This is a genomic window from Streptomyces carpinensis (genome assembly GCF_002154505.1).
Taxonomy (GTDB): Bacteria; Actinomycetota; Actinomycetes; order Streptomycetales; family Streptomycetaceae; genus Streptomyces; species Streptomyces carpinensis.
This window is the reverse complement of the sequence record NZ_MUBM01000070.1, coordinates 1-24,932: the sequence shown is the minus strand read 5'-3', so window position 1 is coordinate 24,932 and position 24,932 is coordinate 1. Positions and strand designations below refer to the sequence as shown.

General features: G+C 71.2%; 23 protein-coding genes. 15 read left to right on the top strand and 8 right to left on the bottom strand.

What is annotated here, in order from left to right:
• Positions 1-29 precede the first annotated feature (29 nt).
• Entirely contained in the window at positions 30-449 is a 420-nt protein-coding gene (locus BZY54_RS10020) for a DUF6542 domain-containing protein (protein ID WP_086724661.1), read from the top strand.
• Between the two features lie 185 nt (positions 450-634).
• On the opposite strand, the gene ppgK is transcribed toward BZY54_RS10020, so the two are convergent.
• Both ppgK and BZY54_RS10010 read right to left on the bottom strand, forming a co-directional pair.
• Positions 635-1,381: a polyphosphate--glucose phosphotransferase gene (gene ppgK, locus BZY54_RS10015; RefSeq protein WP_086724658.1), complete on the bottom strand. Its 747-nt coding sequence runs from the start codon at positions 1,379-1,381 to the stop codon at positions 635-637.
• A 47-nt stretch (positions 1,382-1,428) separates the two neighbouring features.
• Positions 1,429-2,445: a 4-hydroxy-3-methylbut-2-enyl diphosphate reductase gene (locus BZY54_RS10010; protein WP_086724656.1), complete on the bottom strand. Its 1,017-nt coding sequence runs from the start codon at positions 2,443-2,445 to the stop codon at positions 1,429-1,431.
• A 114-nt stretch (positions 2,446-2,559) separates the two neighbouring features.
• Here BZY54_RS10010 and xseA point away from each other — a divergent pair, with 114 nt between their 5' ends.
• Both xseA and BZY54_RS10000 read left to right on the top strand, forming a co-directional pair.
• Positions 2,560-3,768 carry an exodeoxyribonuclease VII large subunit gene (gene xseA / locus BZY54_RS10005; RefSeq protein WP_086724655.1) on the top strand — a complete coding sequence of 403 codons (1,209 nt, stop codon included), beginning with the start codon at positions 2,560-2,562 and terminating at the stop codon, positions 3,766-3,768.
• A 9-nt stretch (positions 3,769-3,777) separates the two neighbouring features.
• Positions 3,778-4,020, top strand: a complete 243-nt coding sequence (locus tag BZY54_RS10000) for an exodeoxyribonuclease VII small subunit (protein ID WP_086724653.1) — start codon at positions 3,778-3,780, stop codon at positions 4,018-4,020.
• Between the two features lie 97 nt (positions 4,021-4,117).
• Here the strand turns inward: BZY54_RS10000 and BZY54_RS09995 are convergent, their stop codons facing one another.
• Positions 4,118-4,648, bottom strand: coding sequence for a DUF4245 domain-containing protein (locus tag BZY54_RS09995; RefSeq protein ID WP_086724652.1), 531 nt, complete (start codon positions 4,646-4,648; stop codon positions 4,118-4,120).
• Positions 4,649-4,774: 126 nt separating this feature from the next.
• Here BZY54_RS09995 and glpX point away from each other — a divergent pair, with 126 nt between their 5' ends.
• Entirely contained in the window at positions 4,775-5,809 is a 1,035-nt protein-coding gene (gene glpX / locus BZY54_RS09990) for a class II fructose-bisphosphatase (protein ID WP_086724650.1), read from the top strand.
• Positions 5,810-5,971: 162 nt separating this feature from the next.
• On the opposite strand, the gene BZY54_RS09985 is transcribed toward glpX, so the two are convergent.
• Complete coding sequence (locus tag BZY54_RS09985) at positions 5,972-6,349, bottom strand: WhiB family transcriptional regulator (RefSeq protein ID WP_086724648.1); 378 nt, start codon at positions 6,347-6,349, stop codon at positions 5,972-5,974.
• 120 nt (positions 6,350-6,469) lie between these two features.
• Complete coding sequence (locus BZY54_RS09980) at positions 6,470-7,168, bottom strand: DUF1707 SHOCT-like domain-containing protein (protein ID WP_086724646.1); 699 nt, start codon at positions 7,166-7,168, stop codon at positions 6,470-6,472.
• Positions 7,169-7,380: 212 nt separating this feature from the next.
• Between BZY54_RS09980 and BZY54_RS09975 the strand changes: the two genes are divergently transcribed.
• The 4 genes from BZY54_RS09975 (at position 7,381) to BZY54_RS09960 (ending at position 13,821) form a co-directional block, all read left to right on the top strand.
• On the top strand, positions 7,381-9,051 hold the full coding sequence (locus BZY54_RS09975; RefSeq protein WP_086724643.1) for a fumarate hydratase: 1,671 nt from the start codon (positions 7,381-7,383) through the stop codon (positions 9,049-9,051).
• 128 nt (positions 9,052-9,179) lie between these two features.
• Positions 9,180-10,565, top strand: a complete 1,386-nt coding sequence (locus BZY54_RS09970) for a class II fumarate hydratase (RefSeq protein ID WP_086724640.1) — start codon at positions 9,180-9,182, stop codon at positions 10,563-10,565.
• A gap of 72 nt (positions 10,566-10,637) precedes the next feature.
• Complete coding sequence (gene fomD, locus BZY54_RS09965) at positions 10,638-11,330, top strand: cytidylyl-2-hydroxypropylphosphonate hydrolase (RefSeq protein WP_086724638.1); 693 nt, start codon at positions 10,638-10,640, stop codon at positions 11,328-11,330.
• 298 nt (positions 11,331-11,628) lie between these two features.
• Positions 11,629-13,821, top strand: coding sequence for an ATP-binding SpoIIE family protein phosphatase (locus BZY54_RS09960; protein ID WP_208640606.1), 2,193 nt, complete (start codon positions 11,629-11,631; stop codon positions 13,819-13,821).
• A 148-nt stretch (positions 13,822-13,969) separates the two neighbouring features.
• On the opposite strand, the gene BZY54_RS09955 is transcribed toward BZY54_RS09960, so the two are convergent.
• Complete coding sequence (locus tag BZY54_RS09955; RefSeq protein ID WP_086724633.1) at positions 13,970-16,348, bottom strand: transglycosylase domain-containing protein; 2,379 nt, start codon at positions 16,346-16,348, stop codon at positions 13,970-13,972.
• A gap of 248 nt (positions 16,349-16,596) precedes the next feature.
• Between BZY54_RS09955 and BZY54_RS09950 the strand changes: the two genes are divergently transcribed.
• From BZY54_RS09950 to BZY54_RS09930, 5 genes are all read left to right on the top strand, one after another.
• On the top strand, positions 16,597-17,544 hold the full coding sequence (locus BZY54_RS09950) for an SPFH domain-containing protein (RefSeq protein ID WP_086724632.1): 948 nt from the start codon (positions 16,597-16,599) through the stop codon (positions 17,542-17,544).
• On the top strand, positions 17,541-17,789 hold the full coding sequence (locus tag BZY54_RS09945) for a type II toxin-antitoxin system antitoxin (RefSeq protein WP_086724631.1): 249 nt from the start codon (positions 17,541-17,543) through the stop codon (positions 17,787-17,789). Before BZY54_RS09950 ends, BZY54_RS09945 begins: the two co-directional genes overlap by 4 nt.
• 115 nt (positions 17,790-17,904) lie before the next feature.
• On the top strand, positions 17,905-18,429 hold the full coding sequence (locus tag BZY54_RS09940; protein ID WP_086724629.1) for a PadR family transcriptional regulator: 525 nt from the start codon (positions 17,905-17,907) through the stop codon (positions 18,427-18,429).
• Positions 18,426-19,124, top strand: coding sequence for an ABC transporter ATP-binding protein (locus BZY54_RS09935; protein ID WP_086724627.1), 699 nt, complete (start codon positions 18,426-18,428; stop codon positions 19,122-19,124). Before BZY54_RS09940 ends, BZY54_RS09935 begins: the two co-directional genes overlap by 4 nt.
• Positions 19,121-21,460 (top strand): ABC transporter permease, encoded by a 2,340-nt coding sequence (locus BZY54_RS09930; protein ID WP_086724624.1) that lies wholly within the window; start codon positions 19,121-19,123, stop codon positions 21,458-21,460. Before BZY54_RS09935 ends, BZY54_RS09930 begins: the two co-directional genes overlap by 4 nt.
• Before the next feature lie 53 nt (positions 21,461-21,513).
• On the opposite strand, the gene BZY54_RS09925 is transcribed toward BZY54_RS09930, so the two are convergent.
• Positions 21,514-22,473, bottom strand: coding sequence for a hydrogen peroxide-inducible genes activator (locus BZY54_RS09925; RefSeq protein WP_086724622.1), 960 nt, complete (start codon positions 22,471-22,473; stop codon positions 21,514-21,516).
• Between the two features lie 134 nt (positions 22,474-22,607).
• Here BZY54_RS09925 and BZY54_RS09920 point away from each other — a divergent pair, with 134 nt between their 5' ends.
• Together BZY54_RS09920 and BZY54_RS09915 are read left to right on the top strand one after the other, a co-directional pair.
• Positions 22,608-23,162 carry a peroxiredoxin gene (locus BZY54_RS09920; RefSeq protein WP_086724620.1) on the top strand — a complete coding sequence of 185 codons (555 nt, stop codon included), beginning with the start codon at positions 22,608-22,610 and terminating at the stop codon, positions 23,160-23,162.
• A gap of 3 nt (positions 23,163-23,165) precedes the next feature.
• Positions 23,166-23,699, top strand: coding sequence for an alkyl hydroperoxide reductase (locus tag BZY54_RS09915; RefSeq protein ID WP_086724618.1), 534 nt, complete (start codon positions 23,166-23,168; stop codon positions 23,697-23,699).
• A gap of 46 nt (positions 23,700-23,745) precedes the next feature.
• On the opposite strand, the gene BZY54_RS09910 is transcribed toward BZY54_RS09915, so the two are convergent.
• On the bottom strand, positions 23,746-24,932 hold a 1,187-nt coding region (locus BZY54_RS09910), incomplete at its 5' end, for an AI-2E family transporter (RefSeq protein WP_244217065.1).

Genomic DNA, 24,932 nt, shown 5'->3' with positions numbered 1-24,932 from the left:
GCGGCCGGCGTCCGCCCCCCGCCACGCCCGTGTCCGCCCCCACCGCCATACGGCGACTGCCCAACCCGCGGCTGACCGGTCTCGGTGCCGGGCTGTTCTGCGTGGCGCTGATGTTCCTGCTGGGCTGTCTCGACCAGACGCTGTTCAGCGGGTCCCCGACCGGGTACGGCGTGCTGTTCCTGCCGGTGTGCGTGCTGACCTCGGTGTGGGTGCGCAGGGGGGACCTGCTGACCTCACCGGTCGTGGTCCCCATCGGGTTCGCCGTGGGCCTGCTGCCCGTGGCCGAGGGCGACGGCTTCCTCGGCAAGGTGATGGGCCTCGTGAGCGCGCTGGCCACGCAGGCGCTGTGGCTGTACGGGGGGACGCTGCTCGCGGGGGTGACGGTCCTGCTGCGGCGCGCCACGTCGGCGCCCACCGGGGCGGCGCCGGGGCACCGCCCGCCGAGGTGAGGGGAGCCCGAGGTGAGGCGGCGGCCCGAGGCGAGACCCGAGCCCCGGGTGGGCCGCCAGCACCAGCCGGGCGCGAACCCCGGGCGAGACCCGAGCCCCGGAGCACCGCCCCGGCCGTCCAGGCGCCCCGCTCCAGGGCACCCCCGGTCCAGGGCGCCCTGATCCGGGACGCGCCCCGCGTCCGCCTACGCGCCCTCCGCCGCCCGCATCGCCGCTCCCACGATGCCCGCGTTGTTCTGCAGCTGGGCAGGGACGATCGGGGCTCTGACGGTCTCGATGAGGGGCAGGAACTTGTGGGACTTGCGGCTGACTCCGCCGCCGAGGATGAACAGCTCGGGGGAGAAGAGCATCTCGAGGTGGGTGAGGTACTTCTCGACGCGGCCGGCCCACTGCTCCCACGACAGGTCGTGGTCGTCCTTGGCCTTGCTGGAGGCCCGCTTCTCCGCCTCGTGACCGTCCAGCTCCAGATGGCCCAGCTCGGTGTTGGCGACCAGGACGCCGTCGACGAAGACCGCGCTGCCGATGCCGGTGCCGAATGTCAGCAGGATCACGGTGCCCCGGCGGCCCTGGCCGGCGCCGAAGTGCATCTCGGCGACCCCCGCCGCGTCCGCGTCGTTGACCACGGTCACCGGCAGGCCGCCCAGCCGCTCGCTGAACAACGCGCGCGCGTCGGTGTCGATCCAGCTCTTGTCGACGTTCGCCGCCGTGCGGACCGTGGCGCCGCCGGTGACCACGCCCGGGAACGTCAGCCCGACCGGTCCCGTCCAGCCGAAGTGGTCGACGACCTGCTTGACGCCGTCGGCCACCCCGTCGGGCGTCGCCGGGTGCGGGGTGAGCACCTTGAAGCGCTCCTGGGCCAGGTCGCCCTTGCCCAGGTCCACCGGGGCGCCCTTGATCCCCGACCCGCCGATGTCCACACCGAAGATCTGCATGGCTCCACGTTACGACGTGCGACTGACAGTCACGGCGTCATCGGCGATCACGCCTGCGGCGTACCCGACCCGCCGCGCTCGGCGACCAGGGCGGCGGCCTCCTCGCGCAGGTCCCGGCGGAGCTCCTTGGGCAGGGAGAAGGTGATGGACTCCTCCGCCGCCTTGACGATCTCCACGTCCTCGAAGCCGCGCTGCGCGAGCCACTCGAGCACCTGCTCGACCAGAACCTCCGGCACCGACGCGCCCGACGTCACGCCGACCGTCGACACCCCCTCCAGCCAGGCCTCGTCGATCTCGTCGGCGAAGTCCACGAGATAGGCCTGGGCCGCGCCCGCGAGCTTGGCGACCTCCACCAGCCGCTTGGAGTTGGAGGAGTTGCGCGAGCCGACCACGACGACCAGGTCCGCCTCGGCACCCATCTGCTTGACGGCGAGCTGGCGGTTCTGCGTGGCGTAGCAGATGTCGTCACTCGGAGGTGAGATCAGCTGCGGGAACTTCTCCTTCAGCGCGTCGACCGTCTCCATGGTCTCGTCCACCGACAGAGTGGTCTGGGAGAGCCAGACGACCTTCGACGGGTCGCGGACCTCGACGTTCGCCACGTCCTCGGGGCCGTCGACGAGCTGGATGTGGTCGGGTGCCTCGCCGGAGGTGCCGATGACCTCCTCGTGGCCCTCGTGGCCGATCAGGAGGATGTCGTAGTCGTCGTTGGCGAAGCGGACGGCTTCCTTGTGGACCTTGGTGACCAGCGGGCAGGTGGCGTCGATGGTGGCGAGGTGGCCCTGCCTGGCCTCCTCGTGCACGACGGGCGCCACGCCGTGCGCCGAGAACATCACGATGTTGCCCGGCGGCACCTCCTCCGTCCGCTCGACGAAGACGGCGCCCTTCTTCTCCAGGGTCTGTACGACGTACTTGTTGTGGACGATCTCGTGCCGGACGTACACCGGAGCCCCGTACTGCTCCAGGGCTTTCTCGACGGCGATCACGGCGCGGTCCACACCCGCGCAGTAGCCCCGGGGGGCGGCGAGCAGGACACGGCGGCCAGACGTAGCAGTCATGGCACCCATCGTAAGGCCGCCCCGCCGGCCCCAAGATCTCGCGGGCGCCGCCCCCGTGCCGCCACGGCCCGCCGCCGCACAGCCGCTACGGCGTTGTCGGTGGTGGCGGCTACTCTCGCGGACATGGCTGTCTCCACGTCCCCCGAAGCTCCCCTGCCCGTCGGCGAGGTCTCGCGGCTCATCGGCGGCTGGATCGACCGGCTCGGCGCGGTGTGGGTCGAGGGCCAGATCACGCAGCTGTCGCGGCGGCCGGGCGCGGGCGTGGTGTTCCTGACGCTGCGCGACCCGTCCTACAACATCTCGGTCGGCGTGACCTGCTACCGCGAGGTGTTCGACGCCGTCGCCGACGTCGTCGGCGAGGGCGCCCGTGTCGTCGTGCACGCCAAGCCGGAGTGGTACGCCCCGCGCGGGCAGCTGTCACTGCGGGCCGCCGAGATAAGGCCGGTGGGCGTCGGTGAGCTGCTGGCCCGTCTGGAGCAGCTGAAGAAGTCGCTGGCGGCGGAGGGGCTGTTCGCGCCCGAGCGGAAGAAGGCCCTGCCCTTCCTCCCCCAGCTGATCGGCCTGGTCTGCGGCCGTGCCTCCGCGGCGGAGCGGGACGTGCTGGAGAACGCCCGGCACCGCTGGCCCGCCGTCCGCTTCGAGGTGCGCAACGTCGCGGTGCAGGGCGTGCACGCGGTCCCTCAGGTCGTGCAGGCCGTCAAGGAGCTCGACGCGATCGACGACGTGGACGTGATCATCGTCGCGCGCGGCGGCGGCAGCGTGGAGGACCTGCTGCCGTTCTCCGACGAGCAGCTGGTGCGTGCGGTGGCCTCGTGCCGTACGCCGGTCGTCTCCGCGATCGGGCACGAGCCGGACAACCCCCTGCTCGACCACGTCGCCGATCTGCGTGCCTCCACCCCCACCGACGCCGCCAAGAAGGTCGTGCCGGACGTCGGCGAGGAGTACGAGCGGGTGCGGCAGCTGCGCGACCGCGCGCGGCGGTGCGTGCGGGCGCTGGTCGACCGGGAGGAGCGGGGCCTCGCCCACGCCCTGGCGCGGCCCTGCATGGAGGATCCGCACCGCATGATCGACGAGCGCGCGGACCACGTCGCCTCGCTGCTGGACCGCGGCCGGCGCACGCTGCGGCACCTGCTGGACCGCGCCGACTCCGAGCTGACGCACACGCACGCACGCGTGGTGGCCCTCTCCCCCGCCGCGACCCTGCGGCGCGGGTACGCCGTACTGCAGAAGGCCGACGGGCACGTGGTCCGCGACCCGGCCGAGGTGACGGCGGACGAGGCGCTGCGCGCACGGGTCGCCGAGGGCGATTTCACAGTTCGTGTCGACACATAGGGTGGGCGGATGACAAGCAACGCGGCAGCGGCGGACGAGACGCTCGGCTATGAACAGGCCCGTGACGAGCTGATCGAGGTCGTCCGACGCCTGGAGGCGGGCGGTACGAGCCTGGAGGAGTCCCTCGCCCTGTGGGAGCGGGGCGAGGAGCTGGCCAAGGTGTGCCGGCGCTGGCTGGAGGGCGCCCGCGCGCGTCTGGACGCGGCACTGGCCGAGGAGGAAGCCCAGGACGAGGCGGAATCCGCCGAGTGAGGAACCCGGCGCCGGCCACAGCGGCCCGGCGCCGGGCAGGCGTTCCGTGGGGTGCCGGGTCCCTGGACAGGAAACCCAGGGACCCAGGGGCCACGGGTCAGGACTTCGCCAGTTGCAGCGACTGCGCCATCTTCGTCAGCTGGTCGAAGGAGGCCGTGCCCGCCACCACCGTCGTGGAGCCCTTGGCCCCCTCCAGTACGAGCGCGTCGTAGCGGCCGCCGGTGTACCGGGTCCAGGTGCGACCGTCGATCTCCTGGGTGACCTTGGTGGCATGGCCGCCCTGGCTGGCGTCGTCGACGAAGTCCTTGCGCTTCTGCGTGGACTGCTCGATCGCCACGTATTGGCCGTCGGGATCCTGGAAACCCAGATGCCAGCGGTTGTCCTGGTCGGCCTGGTAGCGCACGGAGGTGGCCTTCCAGGTCTCGGGCAGGCCCTCCGGGGCGGCCACCGGATACGGGGCGGTACGCCGCGCGGTGAGCAGTTCGACGCGGTAGTCGACCCGCTTGATGTCGGGAGCGTGATCGTCGTGCGGGATGAAGAGATACACGACCGCGGCCGCGAGCACGATCACCCCGAGGGAGAGGATCATGCTCCGGACTGACTTCTGCTTGCCGTTCGAACCTGCCACGCCCCCTATCGTCGCAGGTGTCCGGACCGCTCATCCGTGGGGTCCCCTGCTCATTTTGTCTGCTCGGCGATAGAGTCGGGGTCACACCCTCATCCGGCCGTCGTCGTATCAGAAAGGTGCGCTCCGATGACCGAGCATCATCACTTGCCGTCCGAACTTGAAGTCCCGGACGAGGCTCCCGACCGCAACATCGCCCTGGAACTCGTCCGGGTCACCGAGGCCGCGGCGATGGCCGCGGGCCGCTGGGTCGGTCGCGGCGACAAGAACGGCGCCGACGGTGCCGCGGTCCGCGCCATGCGGACCCTCGTCTCCACCGTGTCGATGAACGGCGTCGTCGTCATCGGCGAGGGCGAGAAGGACGAGGCCCCGATGCTCTTCAACGGAGAGCGCGTGGGCGACGGGACCGGCCCGGAGGTCGACATCGCCGTCGACCCGATCGACGGCACCACGCTGACCGCCAAGGGCATGCCGAACGCGATCGCGGTGCTGGCCGCCGCCGAACGCGGCGCCATGTTCGACCCGTCCGCCGTGTTCTACATGGACAAGCTGGTCACCGGGCCGGACGCGGCCGACTTCGTGGACATCGACGCGCCCGTGTCGGTGAACATCAAGCGCGTGGCCAAGGCCAAGCGGGGCACGCCCGAGGACGTCACCGTCGTCATCCTGGACCGGCCGCGGCACGACGGCATCATCCAGGAGATCCGCGAGACGGGCGCCCGTATCAAGCTGATCTCCGACGGCGACGTGGCCGGCTCGATCCTCGCGCTGCGCGAGGGCACCGGTGTCGACCTGCTGCTCGGTATCGGCGGCACGCCCGAGGGCATCATCTCGGCCTGCGCCGTGAAGTGCCTGGGCGGCACGATCCAGGGCAAGCTGTGGCCGAAGGACGACGAGGAGCGGCAGCGGGCGATCGACGCCGGGCACGACCTCGACCGCGTGCTGACCACGGACGACCTGGTCTCGGGCGAGAACGTCTTCTTCGTCGCCACCGGCATCACCGACGGCGAGCTGCTGCGCGGTGTGCGCTACCGCTCGGAGACGGCGACGACCGACTCGATCGTCATGCGGTCCAAGTCGGGCACGGTGCGCCGGATCGACTCCGAGCACCGGCTGAGCAAGCTGCGGGCGTACAGCGCGATCGACTTCGACCGCGCGAAGTGACCGGGCACCCGCGCCCGCGGGCCCGGCTCGGCGCATCGACCGCGCGACGCGGGTGGTGCGCGTAGTACGCCTGGTGCGGTGCGTACAGCGGTCCGGTGCACATCGTGCGTACGGGGCGCTCCCGGTGCGGAGGGAGCGCCCCGTACGTGTGCTGAGAGACGGCTAGCCGGCCGCAGCTATACGGCCCGTCGCGCGGGCCGTGTTCTTGAGCTCCAGTTCGCGACGGCGGCGCCGGGCGAGGACGACACGGCGCTCGGCGGCGGTGAGGCCGCCCCAGACGCCGTACGGCTCCGGTTGCAGCAGCGCGTGCTCGCGGCACTCCACCATCACCGGGCAGCGTGCGCAGACCCGCTTGGCCGCCTCCTCGCGCGACAGCCGCGCGGCGGTGGGCTCCTTCGAAGGTGCGAAGAACAGGCCTGCCTCGTCGCGCCGGCACACCGCCTCGGTGTGCCAGGGTGCGTCTTGGTCCCTGTCCCGCACTGGCACCCGCGGGGCCGGAACGGCAGCTACCTGCAGGGACGAATGCGGCGGTTGCAGCACGGTCTTCTCCTGACGACGGCTTCGCGAGCGAGAGAGAGGATGCAGCAAGGCCTACCCGCTGTGCGCGCGCCTATGCACTGAGTTCCCGACCGTGCGGTTGGTCCGGGTGTCGCAGCCGCTTCAGAGGTGTTTGCGCAAACTCCTGTCGACCTTGCGCTGCACGCGGTCGAGGATGTCGGCGACGAGCTTGCCCCGCTTGGGCCGCGCCTCGACGTTGCCCAGGATCGCCCAGCCGTCGACGTAGACGACGGGCGCGTCGGGCTCGGCCGAGTCCAGCGTCTCCACCTCGAAGTTGCCGAGGACGCCGCCGCCGGTGCCGCGCAGCGAGACGTTCTCCGGGACGCGGATCTGGACGTCGCCGAAGACGGAGACGGCCTTGATCACGACCTGCTGGTACTCGAAGATCGCCTCGCTGAGGTCGATCTCGACACTGCCGAAGACCGAGTACGCGTGCAGTCGCCGCCCGGCGCGCCAGCGGCCCTTGCGCATGGCCGCGCTGAACACCGCCACCACGTTCTCGTCGGCCTCCGGGGGTATCGCGCCGGCCGCCGGGCGGTTGGGTGCGCAGGCGTACGCCTGCGCCGTACGGCCCTGGTGGGCGGCGGGCAGGTCCTGGATGAAGACCTCCAGCTCGCCGACCGTCTTGGCGTTCAGCACCCCCTCGACGCGCTCGGCGTGCTCCTCGGCCGTCAGACGGCCCTCGGCGAGGGCGTCGCGCAGGATGTCGGCGATGCGGTCACGGTCGGCGTCCGAGGCGCGCAGCTCGGCGACGCGGGCGGGGGCCGCCGTACGCTGTTCGGTCTGCTTCTGAAGGTCCACGACAGCAGAGTACCGAAACGCGATAGATCGCGACTACCCCTCGTCCCGACCCTGTGGAAAACCGGTGCGGTCACAGCCGGCCGGCGTGCGGGCCGGGGCCCGGGCGGAACTGAGCCGGACCTCACAGGCTCGCCGCCGGCGGCAGGTTCTACGCTGGTCGGTGCCCGTCGGCGTCGACGGGCAGCCGTCCGTAGAGTGAGGAATGGGCTGCGATGCCTGAATTCGCGTACACCGATCTGCTCCCCCAGGGTGAGGACACCACTCCGTACCGACTGGTGACGTCCGAGGGCGTCTCCACCGTCGAGGGGCCCGACGGGCGTACGTTCCTCAAGGTCGAGCCGGAGGCGCTGCGCAAGCTGGCCGAGGAGGCCATCCACGACATCCAGCACTACCTGCGCCCGGCCCACCTCGCCCAGCTGCGCCGCATCATCGACGACCCGGAGGCGAGCTCGAACGACAAGTTCGTCGCCCTGGACCTGCTGAAGAACGCCAACATCGCCGCCGCGGGCGTCCTGCCCATGTGCCAGGACACGGGCACGGCGATCGTCATGGGCAAGCGCGGGCAGAACGTGCTGACGCAGGGCGACGACGAGGAGGCCCTCTCCCGGGGCATCTACGACGCCTACACCAAGCTGAACCTGCGCTACTCGCAGATGGCGCCGCTGACCATGTGGGAGGAGAAGAACACCGGTTCCAACCTCCCCGCCCAGATCGAGCTGTACGCCGCCGACGGCGGCGCCTACAAGTTCCTGTTCATGGCCAAGGGCGGCGGCAGCGCCAACAAGTCCTTCCTCTACCAGGAGACGAAGGCCGTCCTGAACGAGACCTCCATGATGAAGTTCCTGGAGGAGAAGATCCGTTCGCTGGGCACGGCCGCCTGCCCGCCGTACCACCTGGCGATCGTCGTCGGCGGCACCAGCGCCGAGTTCGCCCTGAAGACCGCGAAGTACGCCTCCGCGCACTACCTGGACAACATGCCGGCCGAGGGCTCCCCGCTCGGCCACGGCTTCAGGGACAAGGAGCTGGAGGAGAAGGTCTTCGAGCTGACGCAGAAGATCGGCATCGGCGCGCAGTTCGGCGGCAAGTACTTCTGCCACGACGTGCGCGTGGTCCGCCTGCCCCGGCACGGCGCGTCCTGCCCGGTCGCGATCGCGGTGTCCTGCTCGGCGGATCGGCAGGCGGTCGCCAAGATCACCGCCGAGGGCGTGTTCCTGGAGCAGCTGGAGACGGACCCGGCGCGCTTCCTGCCGGAGACGACCGACGAGCACCTGGAGTCGGACGGCGACGTCGTCAAGATCGACCTCAACCAGCCGATGGAGTCGATCCTCGCCGAGCTGACCAAGTACCCGGTCAAGACCCGCCTGTCCCTGACCGGCCCGCTGGTCGTCGCCCGGGACATCGCCCACGCGAAGATCAAGGAGCGCCTCGACGCCGGCGAAGGCATGCCGCAGTACCTCAAGGACCACCCGGTCTACTACGCTGGCCCGGCCAAGACCCCCGAGGGCTACGCCTCCGGCTCCTTCGGCCCGACGACGGCCGGCCGCATGGACTCCTACGTCGAGCAGTTCCAGGCGGCGGGCGGCTCCAAGGTGATGCTGGCCAAGGGCAACCGCAGCAAGCAGGTCACCGACGCGTGCGACGCCCACGGCGGTTTCTACCTGGGCTCCATCGGCGGCCCGGCGGCCCGCCTCGCCCAGGACTGCATCAAGAAGGTCGAGGTCCTGGAGTACGAGGAGCTCGGCATGGAGGCGGTCTGGAAGATCGAGGTCGAGGACTTCCCCGCGTTCATCGTCGTCGACGACAAGGGCAACGACTTCTTCCAGGACCCGGCCCCGCAGCCGACGTTCACGTCGATCCCGGTCCGGGGCCCGGGGCTGGCGTAGCCCTTCGGGTGCGGCGGAGCGGGTCCCGCCCCCGCCGCCTGCTGAGAACCAGCCCCTCCGGCGTCGGCGGTGCGGATGTTCCGGGAGCACCCCGGAACATCCGCACCGCCCCCCGCGCTGTACCCGGTATGAGCGAATACCGCATCGAGCACGACTCCATGGGCGAGGTCCAGGTCCCCGTCCAGGCCAAGTGGCGCGCCCAGACCCAGCGCGCCGTGGAGAACTTCCCCATCTCCGGGCAGCGGATCGAGCGCGCGCACATCGAGGCGCTCGCACGCATCAAGGGCGCCGCGGCCAAGGTCAACGCCGAGCTCGGCGTGCTCGACAAGGACGTCGCCCAGGCGATCCAGGAGGCGGCGGAGGAGGTCGCCGAGGGCCGGTGGGACGAGCACTTCCCCGTCGACGTGTTCCAGACTGGATCGGGCACCTCGTCGAACATGAACACCAACGAGGTCCTCGCCACGCTCGCCGGCGAGCGGCTCGGGCGGGACGTGCACCCCAACGACCACGTCAACGCCTCCCAGTCCTCCAACGACGTCTTCCCCTCCTCGATCCACATCGCCGCCACCGCCGCCGTCACCCGGGACCTGATCCCGGCCCTGGAGCACCTGGCCGCGGCCCTCTCCCGCAAGGCCGAGGAGTTCGCCGACGTGGTGAAGTCCGGGCGGACCCATCTGATGGACGCCACCCCCGTCACCCTGGGTCAGGAGTTCGGCGGGTACGCGGCGCAGATCCGCCACGGCGTCGAGCGGCTGAACGCCTCGCTCCCGCGGCTGGCCGAGCTGCCGCTGGGCGGCACCGCCGTGGGCACCGGCATCAACACCCCGCCCGGTTTCTCCGCCGCCGTCATCGAGGAGGTGGCCCGCGCCACCGGGCTGCCGCTCACCGAGGCCCGCGACCACTTCGAGGCGCAGGGCGCCCGGGACGGGATCGTCGAGACCAGCGGTCAGCTGCGGACCATCGCGGTGGGCCTGACGAAGATCGCCAACGATCTGCGCTGGATGTCCTCCGGGCCCCGGACCGGACTGGCCGAGATCAGCCTGCCCGACCTCCAGCCCGGCTCCTCGATCATGCCCGGCAAGGTCAACCCGGTGATCCCCGAGGCCGTGCTCATGGTCGCCGCGCAGGTGATCGGCAACGACGCCACGGTCGCCACCGCCGGCGCGGCCGGCAACTTCGAGCTCAACGTCATGCTGCCGGTCATCGCCAAGAACGTCCTGGAGTCGATCCGGCTGCTCGCGAACGTCTCGCGGCTGCTGGCCGACCGGACCGTCGACGGGATCGTGGCGCACCGGGAGCGGGCCCGCGAGTACGCCGAGTCCTCGCCGTCCGTCGTCACACCGCTCAACAAGTACATCGGGTACGAGGAGGCCGCGAAGGTCGCCAAAAAGGCGCTCGCGGAACAGAAGACGATCCGTCAGGCGGTGCTGGAGGGCGGGTACGTAGAGCGCGGCGACCTGACGGAGGAGCAGCTGGACGAGGCGCTGGACGTCCTGCGGATGACGCGTCCCTGAACGGCCCGTACCCGGGCGAGAACCACGACGGCCACCGCGGCGTCGTATGGCCATGACACCTAATATCTGTGCATGGCAGACGACGGAGCGGTGAGACGTGTGAAGACCGGCGGCGCGACGGCCCACTGGGCCCCCGGGAGTCAGATCCTGTGGCGGTACCGGGCCAACGGCGGCACGGGTTTCCACATCGCGCGGCCCGTGACCGTCGTACGCGACGACCCCGAGGTGCTGGCCGTGTGGATGGCGCCCGGCACGGAGTGCGTCAAACCCGTGCTCTCCGACGGCACGCCCGTGCACCTGGAACCGCTCGCGTCGCGCTACACCAAGCCGCGGACCGTGCAGCGCGACCGCTGGTTCGGCACGGGCGTGCTGAAGTTGGCCCGGCCCGGCGAGCCGTGGTCGGTGTGGCTGTTCTGGGAGCCGGGCTGGCGGTTCAAGAACTGGTACGTCAACCTGGAGGAGCCGCTGGTCCGGTGGGAGGGCGGGGTCGACTCCGAGGATCACTTCCTCGACATCTCCGTGCATCCGGACCACAGTTGGCACTGGCGGGACGAGGACGAGTTCGCGCAGGCCCAGCGGGACGGGCTGATGGACGCCGGCCAGGCCGAGCGGGTCCGGGCGGCCGGCCGGTCCGCGGTGGAGGTGATCCGCGCCTGGGGGCCGCCGTTCTCCGAGAACTGGCAGCACTGGCGCCCGGATCCGTCCTGGGCGGTACCGTCACTGCCGGAGGACTGGGACCGTACGCCCGCGCACGTGTCCTCATGAGACCCTTGATGCGCCCCCAGGCGGGAAACGTAGGATCGTCCTCCGCAAGGGCGCAGGGAGGCACCTGACAGAGCAACTCCCGCAGCGAGCGCCGAGTCTGACCGAACGTCACCGAGGGGCGGCAGGACGTGAGCGAGGGGTACGAGCGCACCAGGGCTTGTCCGGCGGGCCGCCCGTGGTTCGCCTGTGGCACAGGAACAGCCTCTGACCACGCCGGAAATCCGTTCCTGGGGCACGTATTCCGGGTATCGGGTCTTCGGCGGGACGAACTGCGCGCCCGGCGCGCAGCCCCGGACGGATGGATTCGACACGCGTGACGGAGCAGCCGACCTCCTTCGAACGCCCCCAGCCGGGCGCCGACCCCGCGGACGCCCGCGGGGCACTCCTGCGTACCCCCGAATCGCCCCAGGTATTACCGCCACAGCCCCGCCCGGCCGGCGCGCCGCCCTGCCCGGCCACGGCGCAGGGCGCGCAGGGCGAACCGCCGCGCGGGACCGGGACGAACGCGCCGCGCGGCGGCGAGGCCGCGCCTCCGGCCGGGTACGAGCACGCACAGCCCGTGTCCGCCGAACCCGACATGCCCCGGCCGCGCCCCGTGCCGGAGGGCATCCCGGCGCAGCCGGACGGCGCGAACACCAGGACCTCCGACGCCACCGGGACCTCCAACGGCACCGACGCGACGCCGAGGACACCGGGCGCGCCCGGCGGACGGGAGCGGCGCGGCCCCGGCGGACAGGAGCGCCGTACCGGTCAGGGCCTGCCGCCCGGCCGTCCGCTGCCGATGCGGCGGGACGGGGACCGGCTGCGGTTCGTGGGCGCGGCCACCCGGCGGATCGCCCGCGGCATGGACCTGGACGAGATCGTCATGGGCCTGTGCCGGGCGACCGTGCCGACGTTCTCCGACGCCATCCTCGTCTATCTGCGCGAGCCGCTGCCGGTGGGCGACGAACGGCCGGTGGGCCCGCTCGTGCTGCGGCTGCGCCGTACCGACCGGATACCGGCGGAGCGCGACCCGGAGGTCGGATTCCTGCCCGCGCCCGCGCCCGAGCAGCCGGCCGAGCTGTCCGTGGTCACCAACGAGCTGTGCGAGGTGCGGCCCGGCAGCGCGCTCGGCGAGGTGCTGCGCGGCGTACGGCCGGTGTTCACGGACACGCCTCCCGCGGGCGCCGCGCTGGGCGAACTCCTCGGCGAGGGCTCGCAGCTGGCCGTGCCCGGTGGTCAGCGCACCATTCTCGCCCCGCTGCGCGGGCGGCGCCGTGTGATCGGCGCCGCGCTGTTCCTGCGCCGCCCGGAGCGTCCGGCGTTCGAGCCCGACGACCTGCTGGTCGCCGCCCAGCTGGCCACCCACAGCGCGCTCGGCATCGACAAGGCCGTGCTGTACGGCCGTGAGGCCTACATCGCCGACGAGTTGCAGCGCACCATGCTGCCCGAGACGCTGCCGCGCCCCACGGGCGTGCGGCTGGCCTCCCGCTATCTGCCCGCCGCCGAGACCGCCCGGGTCGGCGGCGACTGGTACGACGCGATCCCGCTGCCCGGCAGCCGGGTCGCCCTCGTCGTCGGCGACGTGATGGGCCACTCCATGACCTCGGCGGCGATCATGGGCCAGCTGCGCACCACCGCACAGACCCTCGCCGGCCTGGACCTGCCGCCGCAGGAGGTGCTGCACCACCTGGACGAGCAGGCGCAGCGCCTGGGCACCGACCGCATGGCCACCTGCCTGTACGCCGTCTACGACCCCGTCTCGCACCGCATCACCGTCGCCAACGCCGGCCACCCGCCGCCCGTCCTGCTGCACCTGGGCGGCCGGGCCGAGGTGCTGCAGGTGCCGCCGGGCGCCCCGATCGGCGTCGGCGGCGTCGACTTCGAGGCGGTGGAGCTGGACGCCCCGGCCGGCGGCACGCTGCTGCTCTACACCGACGGCCTGGTGGAGTCGCGCCTGCGGGACGTGTGGACCGGCATAGAGCAGCTGCGCGAGAAGCTTCAGGCGACGGCGCGGCTCACCGGTCCGGACCACCCGCCGCCCCTGGAAGCCCTGTGCGACGAGGTGCTGGACATGCTCGGCCCGGGCGACCGGGACGACGACATCGCGCTGCTCGCCGCCCGCTTCGACGGGATCGCGCCGAGCGATGTGGCGTACTGGTTCCTGGAGCCGGAGGACTCCGCACCGGGCCGGGCCCGCCGTCTGGCCCGCCGCGCGCTGGACCGCTGGGGCCTGCAGGAGCTCACCGACTCGGTGGAGCTGCTGGTCAGTGAGGTCGTCACCAACGCCGTTCGCTACGCCTCCCGCCCGGTGACGCTGCGTCTGCTGCGCACGGACGTGCTGCGCTGCGAGGTCGGCGACGATGTGCCGCAGCTCCCGCGGCTGCGGCAGGCGCGCGCCACGGACGAGGGCGGCCGCGGCCTGTACCTGGTGAACAAGCTGGCCCGCCGCTGGGGCGCGACCCGGCTGAGCACCGGCAAGGTGGTCTGGTTCGAACTGAACCGGACCTGAGGAGCCGCCTCGCCCTCCTGCGGAGGAACGGCCTCCCGCGAAGAACAAGGGGCGCTCTGCCGGAGACCGGCGGGCGCCCCTTACGTGTTCTCCGGGTGCCGCGGCCTGTCGTGCCCTCGTGCCGCCGCGGCCGGAGTGACCCTGGGTCCTAGTTCGCCGGCTGTCTGCTGTTCAGCTGCTGCTGGTCGTTCGGGTTGAGCGGGTTGTCCGTGATCGGGGCCGTCGGCCTCTGGGAGGTCGGCGTCTGACTCGGCGTCTGCGACGGCGACCGGCTCGGCGTCTGCGAGGGCGACTGGCTCGGCGGGGTCTGGCTGGGCGACTCGGACACGCTCGGCGGAGAGCTGCTGGGCGTCTGGGACGGGGTCTGGCTCGGCGATCGGGTCACCGACGGCGTCACCGACGGCTTGACGGCCGCGCCCTGCGTGGTGTCCAGCTGGAACTTGCTGGTTGCATCCATCACCCCGAACGTGTACGCGGCCCAGATCTGCGCCGGGTAGCCACCACCGTTGATCCGGCCGGTGCCCGGGAGGAGGCCCGTCGCGCCGGCCAGCGACACATGGTTGTGGGTCTTGGCGTCCTCCCCGAACAGACCGACCGAGGTGACGAGGTCCGGCGTGTAACCGGTGAACCAGGCCGACTTGTTCTCGTCCGAGGTGCCGGTCTTGCCCGCGACCTGCTGGCCGTTGCGCAGCGGGTTGTCCCGCACCGACGTCCGCGCCGTACCGTCGTCGACCACGCCGGTCAGCACCGAGGTGACCGTGTCGGCCGCCTCCCGGCTGATGACCTGGTCGCCGATCGGGTCGTCCATCTTCACCGTGCGCGTCTTGTTCTCGGCATCCGCGACGATGGTCGGGGTGACCTTCTTGCCGTGGTTGTCCAAGGTGGCGTAGATACCGGCCATCTCCAGCGGGCTCGCGCCCATGGAGCCCAGCGTCTGCGCGGGCACCGCCTGCATGCCCTTGGTGTCCATGCCGAGCTTGTCGGCGACGCTCATCACCTTCTCCATGCCGACGTCGACGCCCATCTGCGCGAAGACGGAGTTGACGGACTTGTTCATGGCCGTCTGGACGGTGATGTCGCCGTAGTTCTGGTCGTCCTCGTTCGGCGGGCCGAAGCCGACCTTGGCGCCGTGGTCGACGACCTGGCGGCCGCTGGTGCCGTCGTAGACGGTGTTGGCATCGATCGGCAGGCCGTCCTGCGTCCTGGCGCCCTCGTCCAGGGCGGCCGCGAGGATCACCGGCTTGAACGTGGAGGCGGGCTGGTAGTCCCGCCGGGTGGCGTTGTTGTAGTAGTGCTTGAAGTAGTCCTGGCCGCCGTACAGGGCGAGGACCTTGCCCGTCTTCGGGTCGACGGAGACCGCGCCGGCCTGGACGTCGGCGTCGACCTTGCGCTTCTTGGCGTCCAGTTTGCTGGTCAGCTGATCCTTGACCGCGCTCTCCAGGGCGGCCTGCTTCTTCTTGTCGACGTTCAGGGTGATGGTCCACCCCCGGTCCACGACCTCGGCCTCCGCCTGGGACTGGGAGATGCCCTCGTCCTTCATCAGCTTCTGTTCCAGCTGCTTGTTGGCGAGGTCGATCAGATAGCCCTTCTGGCCCTCGAGGCCGGGGGCGCCCTTGGGATCCTTGGGCTTGGGGAACTTCATGGCCTGGCGCTTGCCCGGGTCGAGCCAGTGCTGCTTGACCATGTTGTCCAGCACGTAGTTCCAGCGCGCCTGCGCCAGCTGCTTGCCGGTCGGGCTCGCCACCGCCCAGTCGTACTGGCTCGGCGCCTGCAGGAGGGCGGCGAGGTACGCGCCCTGCTCGACGGTGAGCTTGGAGGCGTCGACGCGGTAGTAGGCCTGCGCGGCGGCCTGGATGCCGTAGGCGCCCCGGCCGTAGTAGCTGGTGTTGATGTAGCCGGCCAGGATGTCGTCCTTGGACAGCTTCTGGTCCACCTTCAACGAGATGACCAGTTCCTTCAGCTTGCGCGTGACGGTCTGGTCCTGGTTGAGGTAGTAGTTCTTGACGTACTGCTGGGTGATCGTCGAGCCACCCTGGGCGCCCTTGCCGGAGAGCGTGTTGAGCAGACCGCGCGCGGTGCCCCTCAAGTCGACGCCGGAGTCGTGGTAGAAGGTCTTGTTCTCCGCGGCGACGAAGCAGTGCTGGACGTCCTTGGGCACTCTGTCCAGGGACACGCTCTCACGGTTGACCGTGCCCTTGCGGGCCAGGACCGAGCCGTCGCTGTACTTGTAGACGTTGCTCTCCTGCTGCGCCACGGCGTTGCCCTTGGGTATGTCCACCACCAGGTAGAGCACGATGAAGGCGCCGATGCCGAGCAGGCAGAGCCCGAATATCGTGCCGAGGATCTTCTTCCAGGTGAACAACCGGCGTATGCCGCTCTTCCCGCCCTTGGCCGGTCCGGCCGCCCGCCGGGCCGCGGCCCGGCCGCCCGAGGCGCCGTGGCCGCCCGAAGGCATCCCGGACGAGCGCCGGGGCGCCGCGCGGCGGCCACCGCGCTGCCGCGCTCGTCTCTCTTCCGCTCGTCCCATGCGTCCGTCCGCTCCGCTTCCGTCTCGGCTGTCACTCACGTTCATGGCCCAGGTCAGCTCAGAAAGCTAACACCGCCCTCTATGACAAAGGGCTCGCGATCCGGGCTTTTACGGACGTGACAATCAGCACCCGTCCCAACGGAACCGACGTCCAAGGAGGGTTGAGGGTTGCCGGAAGACGAAAAAGTGATATCACTTAGATAGACCGCCGCCGGGATCGGCGACGCACGAGAACGGGGGAACCCGCCATGTCCAGCACCCACGAGCCATCACCCGCCACCACCGCGTCCGACGCCCCGGAGATGCCGGCGCCGCAGGTCAGGGAGTTCCCGGCGCGCAGCATCAAGGGCGGCCTGGCGCTGCTTCTCGGCCTGCTCGGCCTGCTGGTCGCCGCTGGACTGGTCGCGTCCGGTGCGGCCGTCACCGCCACCGGCGCCAAGGCCGCTCTGATAGTCGTCGGCATCCTGATCGGCATCGCCGCCCTGCTCGCCATGAGCGGACTGAACATGGTCGCGCCCGGCGAGGCGCGGGTCGTCCAGCTCTTCGGGCGCTACCGGGGCACGATCCGCGAGGACGGCCTGCGCTGGGTGAACCCGCTCACCTCCCGGCAGAAGATCTCCACCCGGGTCCGCAACCACGAGACGGCCGTCCTGAAGGTCAACGACGCCTACGGCAACCCGATCGAACTGGCCGCGGTCGTGGTCTGGAAGGTGCAGGACACCGCGCAGGCGTCCTTCGAGGTGGACAACTACCTGGAGTTCGTGTCCACCCAGACCGAGGCGGCCGTACGGCACATCGCGATCGAGTACCCCTACGACGCCCACGACGAGGAGGGCCTGTCGCTGCGCGGCAACGCCGAGGAGATCACCGAGAAGCTCGCCGTCGAGCTGCACGCACGCGTGGACGCGGCAGGGGTGCGGATCATCGAGTCCCGCTTCACCCACCTCGCGTACGCTCCCGAGATAGCCTCCGCGATGCTCCAGCGCCAGCAGGCGGGCGCGGTCGTCGCCGCGCGGCGGGAGATCGTGAACGGAGCGGTCGGCATGGTCGAGGCCGCGCTGTCCAGGATCGCCGAGCAGGACATCGTGGAGCTCGACGAGGAACGGAAGGCGGCGATGGTGTCGAACCTGATGGTGGTGCTGTGCGGGGACCGCGCCCCGCAGCCGGTCCTCAACGCGGGGACGCTCTACCAGTGACGGATCCGTCCGAGGCGCCGACTCCCCGGCGCCGGCCGCAGCAGCGCAAGCAGGTGCTGCTGCGGCTGGACCCGTCGGTGTACGACGCGCTCGCGCGCTGGGCGTCGGACGAACTGCGGTCGGCCAACGCCCAGATCGAGTTCCTGCTGCGCCGCGCCCTGGCGGAGGCGGGCCGCCTCCCGGGCGAGACCGGCCCCATCCCCCGCCGGGGCCGCCCGCCCCGCAAACCGCCCGGAGCTCAGTAGCAGAACCGTGACAATCCCCTCCCACCAGGGGCGCGGCACCCGGCGCCCACCCGCCGCCACGATCTAGACACCCGACGTATACATCCCGCGTATACACGCTATGTACAGTGCTGCCATGTCCATCGGTCACACCCTCCTGGGACTCCTGGAGTCCGGGCCCCGCCACGGCTACGACCTCAAGCGGGCCTTCGACGAGAAGTTCGGTCACGACCGGCCGCTGCACTACGGCCAGGTCTACTCGACGATGTCCCGGCTGCTGAAGCACGGCCTCGTCGAGGTCGACGGGATCGAAGCCGGCGGCGGCCCCGAGCGCAAGCGGTACGCCATCACCGAGGCCGGCATCACCGACGTCGAGCGGTGGCTGGCCACCCCGGAGAAGCCCGAGCCGTACCTCCAGTCGGCCCTCTACACCAAGGTCGTCCTGGCCCTGCTCACCCACCGCGACGCGGCCGACATCCTCGACACGCAGCGCTCCGAGCACCTGCGCAGCATGCGGATCCTGACCGAGCGCAAGCGCAAGGGCGACCTCGCTGACCAGCTGATCTGCGACCACGCTCTCTTCCATCTGGAGGCGGACCTGCGGTGGCTGGAGCTGACCGCCGCGCGTCTGGACAAGCTCCGTGCGGCGGTGACCGCATGACTCGCACCGCACCTCCCGCCGGCTCCCTGCTCGCCGCCCAGGACCTGCACAAGACCTACGGCCCGACCACCGCGCTGGACGGCGCCGAGTTCTCCATCCACCCCGGCGAGGTCGTCGCCGTGATGGGCCCCTCCGGCTCCGGCAAGTCCACGCTGCTGCACTGCCTGGCCGGGATCGTCACCCCCGACTCGGGGTCGATCACCTACGACGGCCGTGAGCTGGCCACCATGGGCGACGCCCAGCGCAGTGCGCTCCGGCGCAGCGAGTTCGGGTTCGTCTTCCAGTTCGGGCAGCTCGTACCGGAGCTGACCTGCGTGGAGAACGTGGCGCTTCCGCTGCGGCTGAACGGCACGGCCCGCAAGGAGGCCGAGCGCACCGCGCTGGCGTGGATGGAGCGCCTGGAGGTCGACGACCTCGCGAGGAAACGGCCCGGCGAGGTCTCCGGCGGCCAGGGCCAGCGCGTCGCCGTCGCCCGCGCCCTGGTCACCGATCCCCGGGTGCTGTTCGCCGACGAGCCGACCGGTGCGCTGGACTCCCTCAACGGCGAACGCGTGATGGAACTGCTCACGGAGGCCGCCCGGTCCGCCCATGCGGCGGTGGTGCTCGTCACGCACGAGGCGCGGGTTGCGGCGTACTCCGACCGCGAGATCGTCGTACGGGACGGGAAGTCCCGGGACATGGAGCGCGTCGTATGAACGCGCGCCAGTGGGCGCGCGATCTGCGCATGGGGGCCAAGTTCGCCGTCGCCGGCGGGCGCGAGGGATGGACCCGGCTGCTGCTGACGGCCGTGGGCGTCGGGCTCGGCGTGGCGCTGCTGCTGCTGACGACCGCGATACCGAGCGCGCTCGCGGTACGGCACCAGCGCGAAGAGGCCCGGCTGGACTTCACGTACAGCCAGGCGCACCGGAAGGCGGCCGACAACACCCTGCTGATCGCGGACACCGACACGGAGTTCCGCGGCACGGACGTCCGCGGACGGCTGGTGGAGCCGGAGGGGCCGCAGGCCCCTCTGCCGCCGGGCCTGACGAAGTACCCGGCGCCGGGGGACATGGTGGTCTCCCCCGCGCTGAAGGAACTGCTCGGCTCCGGCTCCGCGAAGCTGCTGCGCGAACGGCTGCCGTACCGCGTGACCGGGACGATCGGCGAGAGCGGGCTCATCGGCTCGCGCGAACTCGCCTACTACGCCGGCGCGCAGCACCTGGCGGAGCGCATCGACGGCTGGCATGTCGCCCGGATCAGCCGGTTCGGCCCGCCGGAACGGACACCGACCGAGAAGACGGACCCCGTCCTGGTCCTGCTGGTGCTGGTCGTCTTCGTGGTGCTGCTGATGCCGGTGGCCGTGTTCATCGCCGCGGCCGTGCGGTTCGGCGGTGAGCGGCGCGACCGCAGGCTGGCCGCGCTGCGGCTGGTCGGCTCCGACGGCCGGATGACCCGCCGGATCGCGGCGGGCGAGGCACTCGCGGGCTCACTGCTCGGGCTGGTGTTCGGGACCGTCTTCTTCCTGATCGGCCGTCAGGCCGCCGGGTCCGTCGAGGTCCTCGGGATCAGCGTGTTCCCCAGCTACCTCAACCCCACACCCGTGCTGGCCGTACTGGTCGCGATCGCCGTGCCGGCGGCGGCGGTGCTGGTCACCCTGTTCGCGCTGCGCGGGGTGGTCATCGAACCGCTCGGCGTGGTCCGCACCGCCAGGCCGGCCCGGCGCCGGCTGTGGTGGCGGCTGCTGCTGCCGCTGGGCGGGCTGGCGATGCTCTACCCGATGATCGGTCAGGGCCGCGGCAACGGGGACTTCAACCAGTATCTGGTGATCGGCGGCGTCGTGCTGCTGCTCGTCGGCGTCACCGCGCTGCTGCCGTGGATCGTGGAGGCGGTGGTCGCCAGGCTCGGCGCGGGCGGGGTGGCCTGGCAACTGGCCGTGCGGCGATTGCAGTTGAGCAGTGGTACGGCGGCCCGCATGGTGAACGGCATCGCGGTCGCGGTGGCCGGGGCGATCGCGCTGCAGATGCTGTTCGCGGGCGTGCAGGGCGACTACACCAAGCAGACCGCGAACGACCTCTCCCGGGCCCAGATGCAGGTGAACGTGCCGAAGGACGTCCCGCTGAGCGCGGCCGCCGGCAGGTTCGCCGGCACCCGGGGCGTGCGGAAGGCGACCGCGTTGGCCTCGGACGACTTCGGTGACCGGCCCTGGGACAAGGGCCCGGACATCACCTCCCAGGTGACGATCGGCGACTGCGCGGCCCTGCGCGAGGTGGCGAGCCTGCCATCCTGTCACGACGGGGACGTGTTCCTGGTGCAGGGCGGCGAGTACGACACCGACACCCCGAAGCTGGCCAAGCCGGGGCGCAGGCTGTACTTCGACACGTCCGACGGCGTCGACCGGGGCCCGGAGGTGACCTGGACGGTCCCGCACGGACTGAAGCAGGCCCGCTCCGTGGACGACCCGACCGGGGTCCGGCGCGGTGGCTTCCTGATGACCCCGGCCGCCGTGCCCGCGGGGATGGCCGCCGCCGTCAGCAAGACGGTCTTCCTGTCCCTGGACGCGTCGATGCCGGACGCGCGGGAGTACGCACGGAACACGGCGGCGGAGATCGACCCGACGGCCGTCGCGACGGTGTGGGCGTCGAGCGAGCAGTCGAGGAAGTTCACCTCCATCCGCACAGGTCTGCTGGTCGGCGCCACCTGCGTGCTGGCGCTGATCGGCGCGAGCCTGCTGGTGTCGCAGCTGGAGCAGCTGCGCGAGCGCCGGAGGCTGCTGTCGGCGCTGGTCGCCTTCGGCACCCGGCGGCGCACGCTGAGCATGTCGGTCCTGTGGCAGACGGCGATCCCGATCGCGCTCGGCCTGCTGCTGGCGTCGGCCGTGGGCCTCACCCTGGGCGCGGTGCTGCTGAGGATGACCAACACGACGGTGGCCGTGGACTGGCCGGGCGTGCTGACGATGACCGGGGTCGGCGCGGGAGTCGTCCTCGCCGTCACCCTGCTGAGCCTGCCGCCGCTGCTGCGCCTGATGCGCCCGGAGGGTCTGCGCACCGAGTAGGGGCGACAAGGGGAGGGCCCTTCCTGCCAGGGAGGACCGGCAGGAAGGGCCCTCTACGCGTCCGGCTCCAGCACCCGTACCGGCAGCGCCCGCAGGTCCGCGCGCAGGGCGGCGGCCAGTTCCTGGTACTCGGCGCCGCGCGCCGCGCCGGTGCGCATGGCGAGGGCGATCCGGCGGGAGGGCGCGGGCTCGGCGAAGGAGCCGGTGAGGAGCTGGTTGCTGCGGGAGGTCTCGACCTTGAGGGCGGTGCGGGGCAGCAGGGTGCAGCCGAGCCCGCCGGCGACGAGCTGGACCAGCGTCGACAGGCCGGCCGCGGTGGTGGTGACCGGGGCGTCCTCGCGCCCCGCCTCCCGGCAGATGTCGAGCGCCTGGTCGCGCAGGCAGTGTCCCTCGTCGAGAAGCAGCAGGTTCAGCTCCTTCAGGGCCTCGCGCGGTATGCCCTCGCGGCCGCCGAGCCGGTGGTCGAGCGGGGTGACGAGCACGAAGTCCTCGTCGAAGAGGGGGAGTTCGGTGATCCCGGGCACGCCCAGGGGCACGGCGAGGAGCAGCAGGTCGAGCCGGCCGCCGGCCAGCCCCTCCAGCAGGTTGGCGGTCTGCTCCTCGTGGACCTGGAGGTCCAGGTCGGGATAGCGGTCGTGGACCAGGCGCAGAACCGTGGGCAGCAGATACGGCGCGACGGTGGGGATGACACCGAGCCGCAGAACGCCGGTGAAGGGCGCCCGGACGGCCTCGGCCTCCTCCAGCAGGGCACCGACCTCGTCGAGCACCGCCTTGCTGCGTACGGCGAGGCGCTCACCGGCGGGCGAGAGCAGCACCTTGCGCGTCGTACGCTCCACCAGGGTGACGCCGAGCGTCTCCTCCAGCGCGGAGACGGCACCGGAGAGCGCCGGCTGGCTCATGCCGATCGCGGCGGCCGCGTCCCGGAAGTGCAGATGCTCGGCCACGGCGGCGAAGGCGCGCAGCTGGGAGAGACTGGGTAGCTGCCTACTCCGGCCTGCACTACCGACGGTCACTGATAACCACCTCCGATCAACACGACCAAGTGTAGCTATTTCCGCAATCAATCGACTGTGTGCCAACATCAGCCAGGTCCAACCCCATGGGAAACCCCGCCAAAAGCGGGGCTTCCTCGCTGCAAGGAGAGCGTGTGCTCACTGTCGGTGACAAGTTCCCCGAGTTCGAACTGACTGCCTGCGTCTCGCTGGAGAAGGGCAAGGAGTTCGAGAAGATCAACCACAAGACCTACGAGGGCAAGTGGAAGGTGATCTTCGCCTGGCCCAAGGACTTCACCTTCGTGTGCCCGACCGAGATCGCCGCCTTCGGCAAGCTGAACGAGGAGTTCGCCGACCGCGACGCCCAGATCCTCGGCTTCTCCGGTGACTCGGAGTTCGTCCACCACGCCTGGCGCAAGGACCACGACGACCTGCGCGACCTGCCGTTCCCGATGATGGCCGACTCCAAGCACGAGCTGATGCGCGACCTCGGCATCGAGGACGAGGAGGGCTTCGCCAAGCGTGCCGTCTTCGTCGTCGACCAGAACAACGAGATCCAGTTCTCCATGGTGACGGCGGGCTCCGTCGGCCGTAACCCCAAGGAGGTCCTGCGGGTCCTGGACGCCCTGCAGACGGACGAGCTGTGCCCGTGCAACTGGACCAAGGGCGACGAGACCCTCGACCCGGTCGCCCTGCTGGCTGGTGAGTGAGGCATGTCCCTCGACTCCCTGAAGTCCGCCCTGCCGGACTACGCCAAGGACCTGAAGCTCAACCTGGGCTCGGTCATCGGCAACAGCGACCTTCCGGCGCAGCAGCTGTGGGGCACGGTGCTGGCCACGGCGATCGCCGCGCGCTCGCCGATCGTCCTGCGTGAGCTGGAGCCGGAGGCGAAGGCGAACCTGTCGCCCGAGGCGTACACCGCGGCCAAGTCCGCGGCCGCGATCATGGCGATGAACAACGTCTTCTACCGCACCCGGCACCTGCTGTCGGACCACGAGTACGGCACCCTGCGCGCCGGCCTGCGGATGAACGTCATCGGCAACCCGGGCGTCGACAAGGTCGACTTCGAGCTGTGGTCCTTCGCGGTCTCGGCCATCAACGGCTGCGGCATGTGCCTGGACTCCCACGAGCAGGTCCTGCGCAAGGCGGGCGTCGAGCGCGAGACCGTCCAGGAGGCATTCAAGATCGCCGCGGTGGTCCAGGCCGTCGCGACGACCCTGGACGCGGAGGCGGCGCTGGCCGAGTAGTCCGGCCGGGCACCGCCCGAGCGACATCGCTCCCCCGGAGCCCCGTTCACCCCTGCGGTGAGCGGGGCTCCGGCCGTCCGTCCGGCCGCGCGTCCGCCTGCGCCACCACGACGTCGGAGGAGGCGGTCGCACCGCGCGGCCGAGGCGAGTGGCGCAGTGCCTGCTCGTGGGAGTACGCCCGCAGGTACCCGACCACCGTGTTGGTGACCGCCACCAGCGGCACCGCCACCACGGCACCGCCGATCCCCGCGATCATGCCGCCCGCGGCGACCGACAGCACCACCGCCAGCGGATGGACCCGGACGGCGCGGCCCAGGATGAACGGCTGCAGCACGTGCCCCTCGATCTGCTGCACCGCCAGGACCACCACCAGCACCATCACCGCCGTGAACACGCCCTGGGTGACCAGCGCGACCACCACCGCCAGGGCGCCCGAGACCACCGCGCCCACCAGCGGGACGAACGCGAACAGGAAGATGAACACGGCCAGCGGCACCGCCATCGGCACGTCCAGGAAGTAGATCCCCAGGCCGATGAAGATGGCGTCGATCAGCGCCACGATCACCGTGCCCCGCACATACGCCGTCAGCGTGCGCCAGGCTCGCGGACCGGCACCGGCCACGCCCGGCCGGGCCGCCGCCGGCACCAGCTTCAGCGTCCACTCCCAGATCCGCCGGCCGTCGTAGAGCAGGAACAGCGTGGAGAAGATGGTCAGGAGGATGCCCGTCAGCGCCTCCACGACCACCGTCACGCCCTCCAGACCGGCCGAGGTGATCTGGTCGGTGTTCGCGCCGACGGCGTCTCGCAGGTTCTTGGCGATCTGGTTGATCTGCTTGTCGGTGACGTGGAACGGGCTGTTCAGCAGCCACTTGCGCAGCTCGTCGATGCCGTCCTGGACCTGGTTGGAGAGGTTGTCGATGTTCTCCATGACCTGCCAGGTCACGAACCACCCGATCAGCCCCATGATGACGAAGCCGAGGATGGCGGTGAGCGCGGTGGCGGGTCCGCGCGGCAACCCGTAGCGCCGCAGCCGCGCCACCGTCGGCTGCATCAGCGCCGTGATGAGCAGCGCGCCCACGAAGGCCAGCACCACCAGCTGGACGGCGCTGATGACCCGCATCAGCACCCAGACCGTGCCGGCGAGCACCAGCACCCGCCAGCCGGCCTCCGCGGCCACCCGCACCCCCCAGGGCACGGCCTGGGCGGGGTCGGGCCGGGCGGGCGCGCCGGTCA

Excerpts from the sequence above, each read along its gene's own strand:
- ppgK (WP_086724658.1), bottom strand. The coding sequence starts at position 1,381 with ATGCAGATCTTCGGTGTGGACATCGGCGGGTCGGGGATCAAGGGCGCC.
- BZY54_RS10010 (WP_086724656.1), bottom strand. The coding sequence starts at position 2,445 with ATGGGTGCCATGACTGCTACGTCTGGCCGCCGTGTCCTGCTCGCCGCC.
- xseA (WP_086724655.1), top strand. The coding sequence starts at position 2,560 with ATGGCTGTCTCCACGTCCCCCGAAGCTCCCCTGCCCGTCGGCGAGGTC.
- BZY54_RS10000 (WP_086724653.1), top strand. The coding sequence starts at position 3,778 with ATGACAAGCAACGCGGCAGCGGCGGACGAGACGCTCGGCTATGAACAG.
- glpX (WP_086724650.1), top strand. The coding sequence starts at position 4,775 with ATGACCGAGCATCATCACTTGCCGTCCGAACTTGAAGTCCCGGACGAG.
- BZY54_RS09975 (WP_086724643.1), top strand. The coding sequence starts at position 7,381 with ATGCCTGAATTCGCGTACACCGATCTGCTCCCCCAGGGTGAGGACACC.
- BZY54_RS09970 (WP_086724640.1), top strand. The coding sequence starts at position 9,180 with ATGAGCGAATACCGCATCGAGCACGACTCCATGGGCGAGGTCCAGGTC.
- fomD (WP_086724638.1), top strand. The coding sequence starts at position 10,638 with ATGGCAGACGACGGAGCGGTGAGACGTGTGAAGACCGGCGGCGCGACG.
- BZY54_RS09960 (WP_208640606.1), top strand. The coding sequence starts at position 11,629 with ATGGATTCGACACGCGTGACGGAGCAGCCGACCTCCTTCGAACGCCCC.
- BZY54_RS09955 (WP_086724633.1), bottom strand. The coding sequence starts at position 16,348 with ATGGGACGAGCGGAAGAGAGACGAGCGCGGCAGCGCGGTGGCCGCCGC.
- BZY54_RS09950 (WP_086724632.1), top strand. The coding sequence starts at position 16,597 with ATGTCCAGCACCCACGAGCCATCACCCGCCACCACCGCGTCCGACGCC.
- BZY54_RS09940 (WP_086724629.1), top strand. The coding sequence starts at position 17,905 with ATGTCCATCGGTCACACCCTCCTGGGACTCCTGGAGTCCGGGCCCCGC.
- BZY54_RS09935 (WP_086724627.1), top strand. The coding sequence starts at position 18,426 with ATGACTCGCACCGCACCTCCCGCCGGCTCCCTGCTCGCCGCCCAGGAC.
- BZY54_RS09930 (WP_086724624.1), top strand. The coding sequence starts at position 19,121 with ATGAACGCGCGCCAGTGGGCGCGCGATCTGCGCATGGGGGCCAAGTTC.
- BZY54_RS09915 (WP_086724618.1), top strand. The coding sequence starts at position 23,166 with ATGTCCCTCGACTCCCTGAAGTCCGCCCTGCCGGACTACGCCAAGGAC.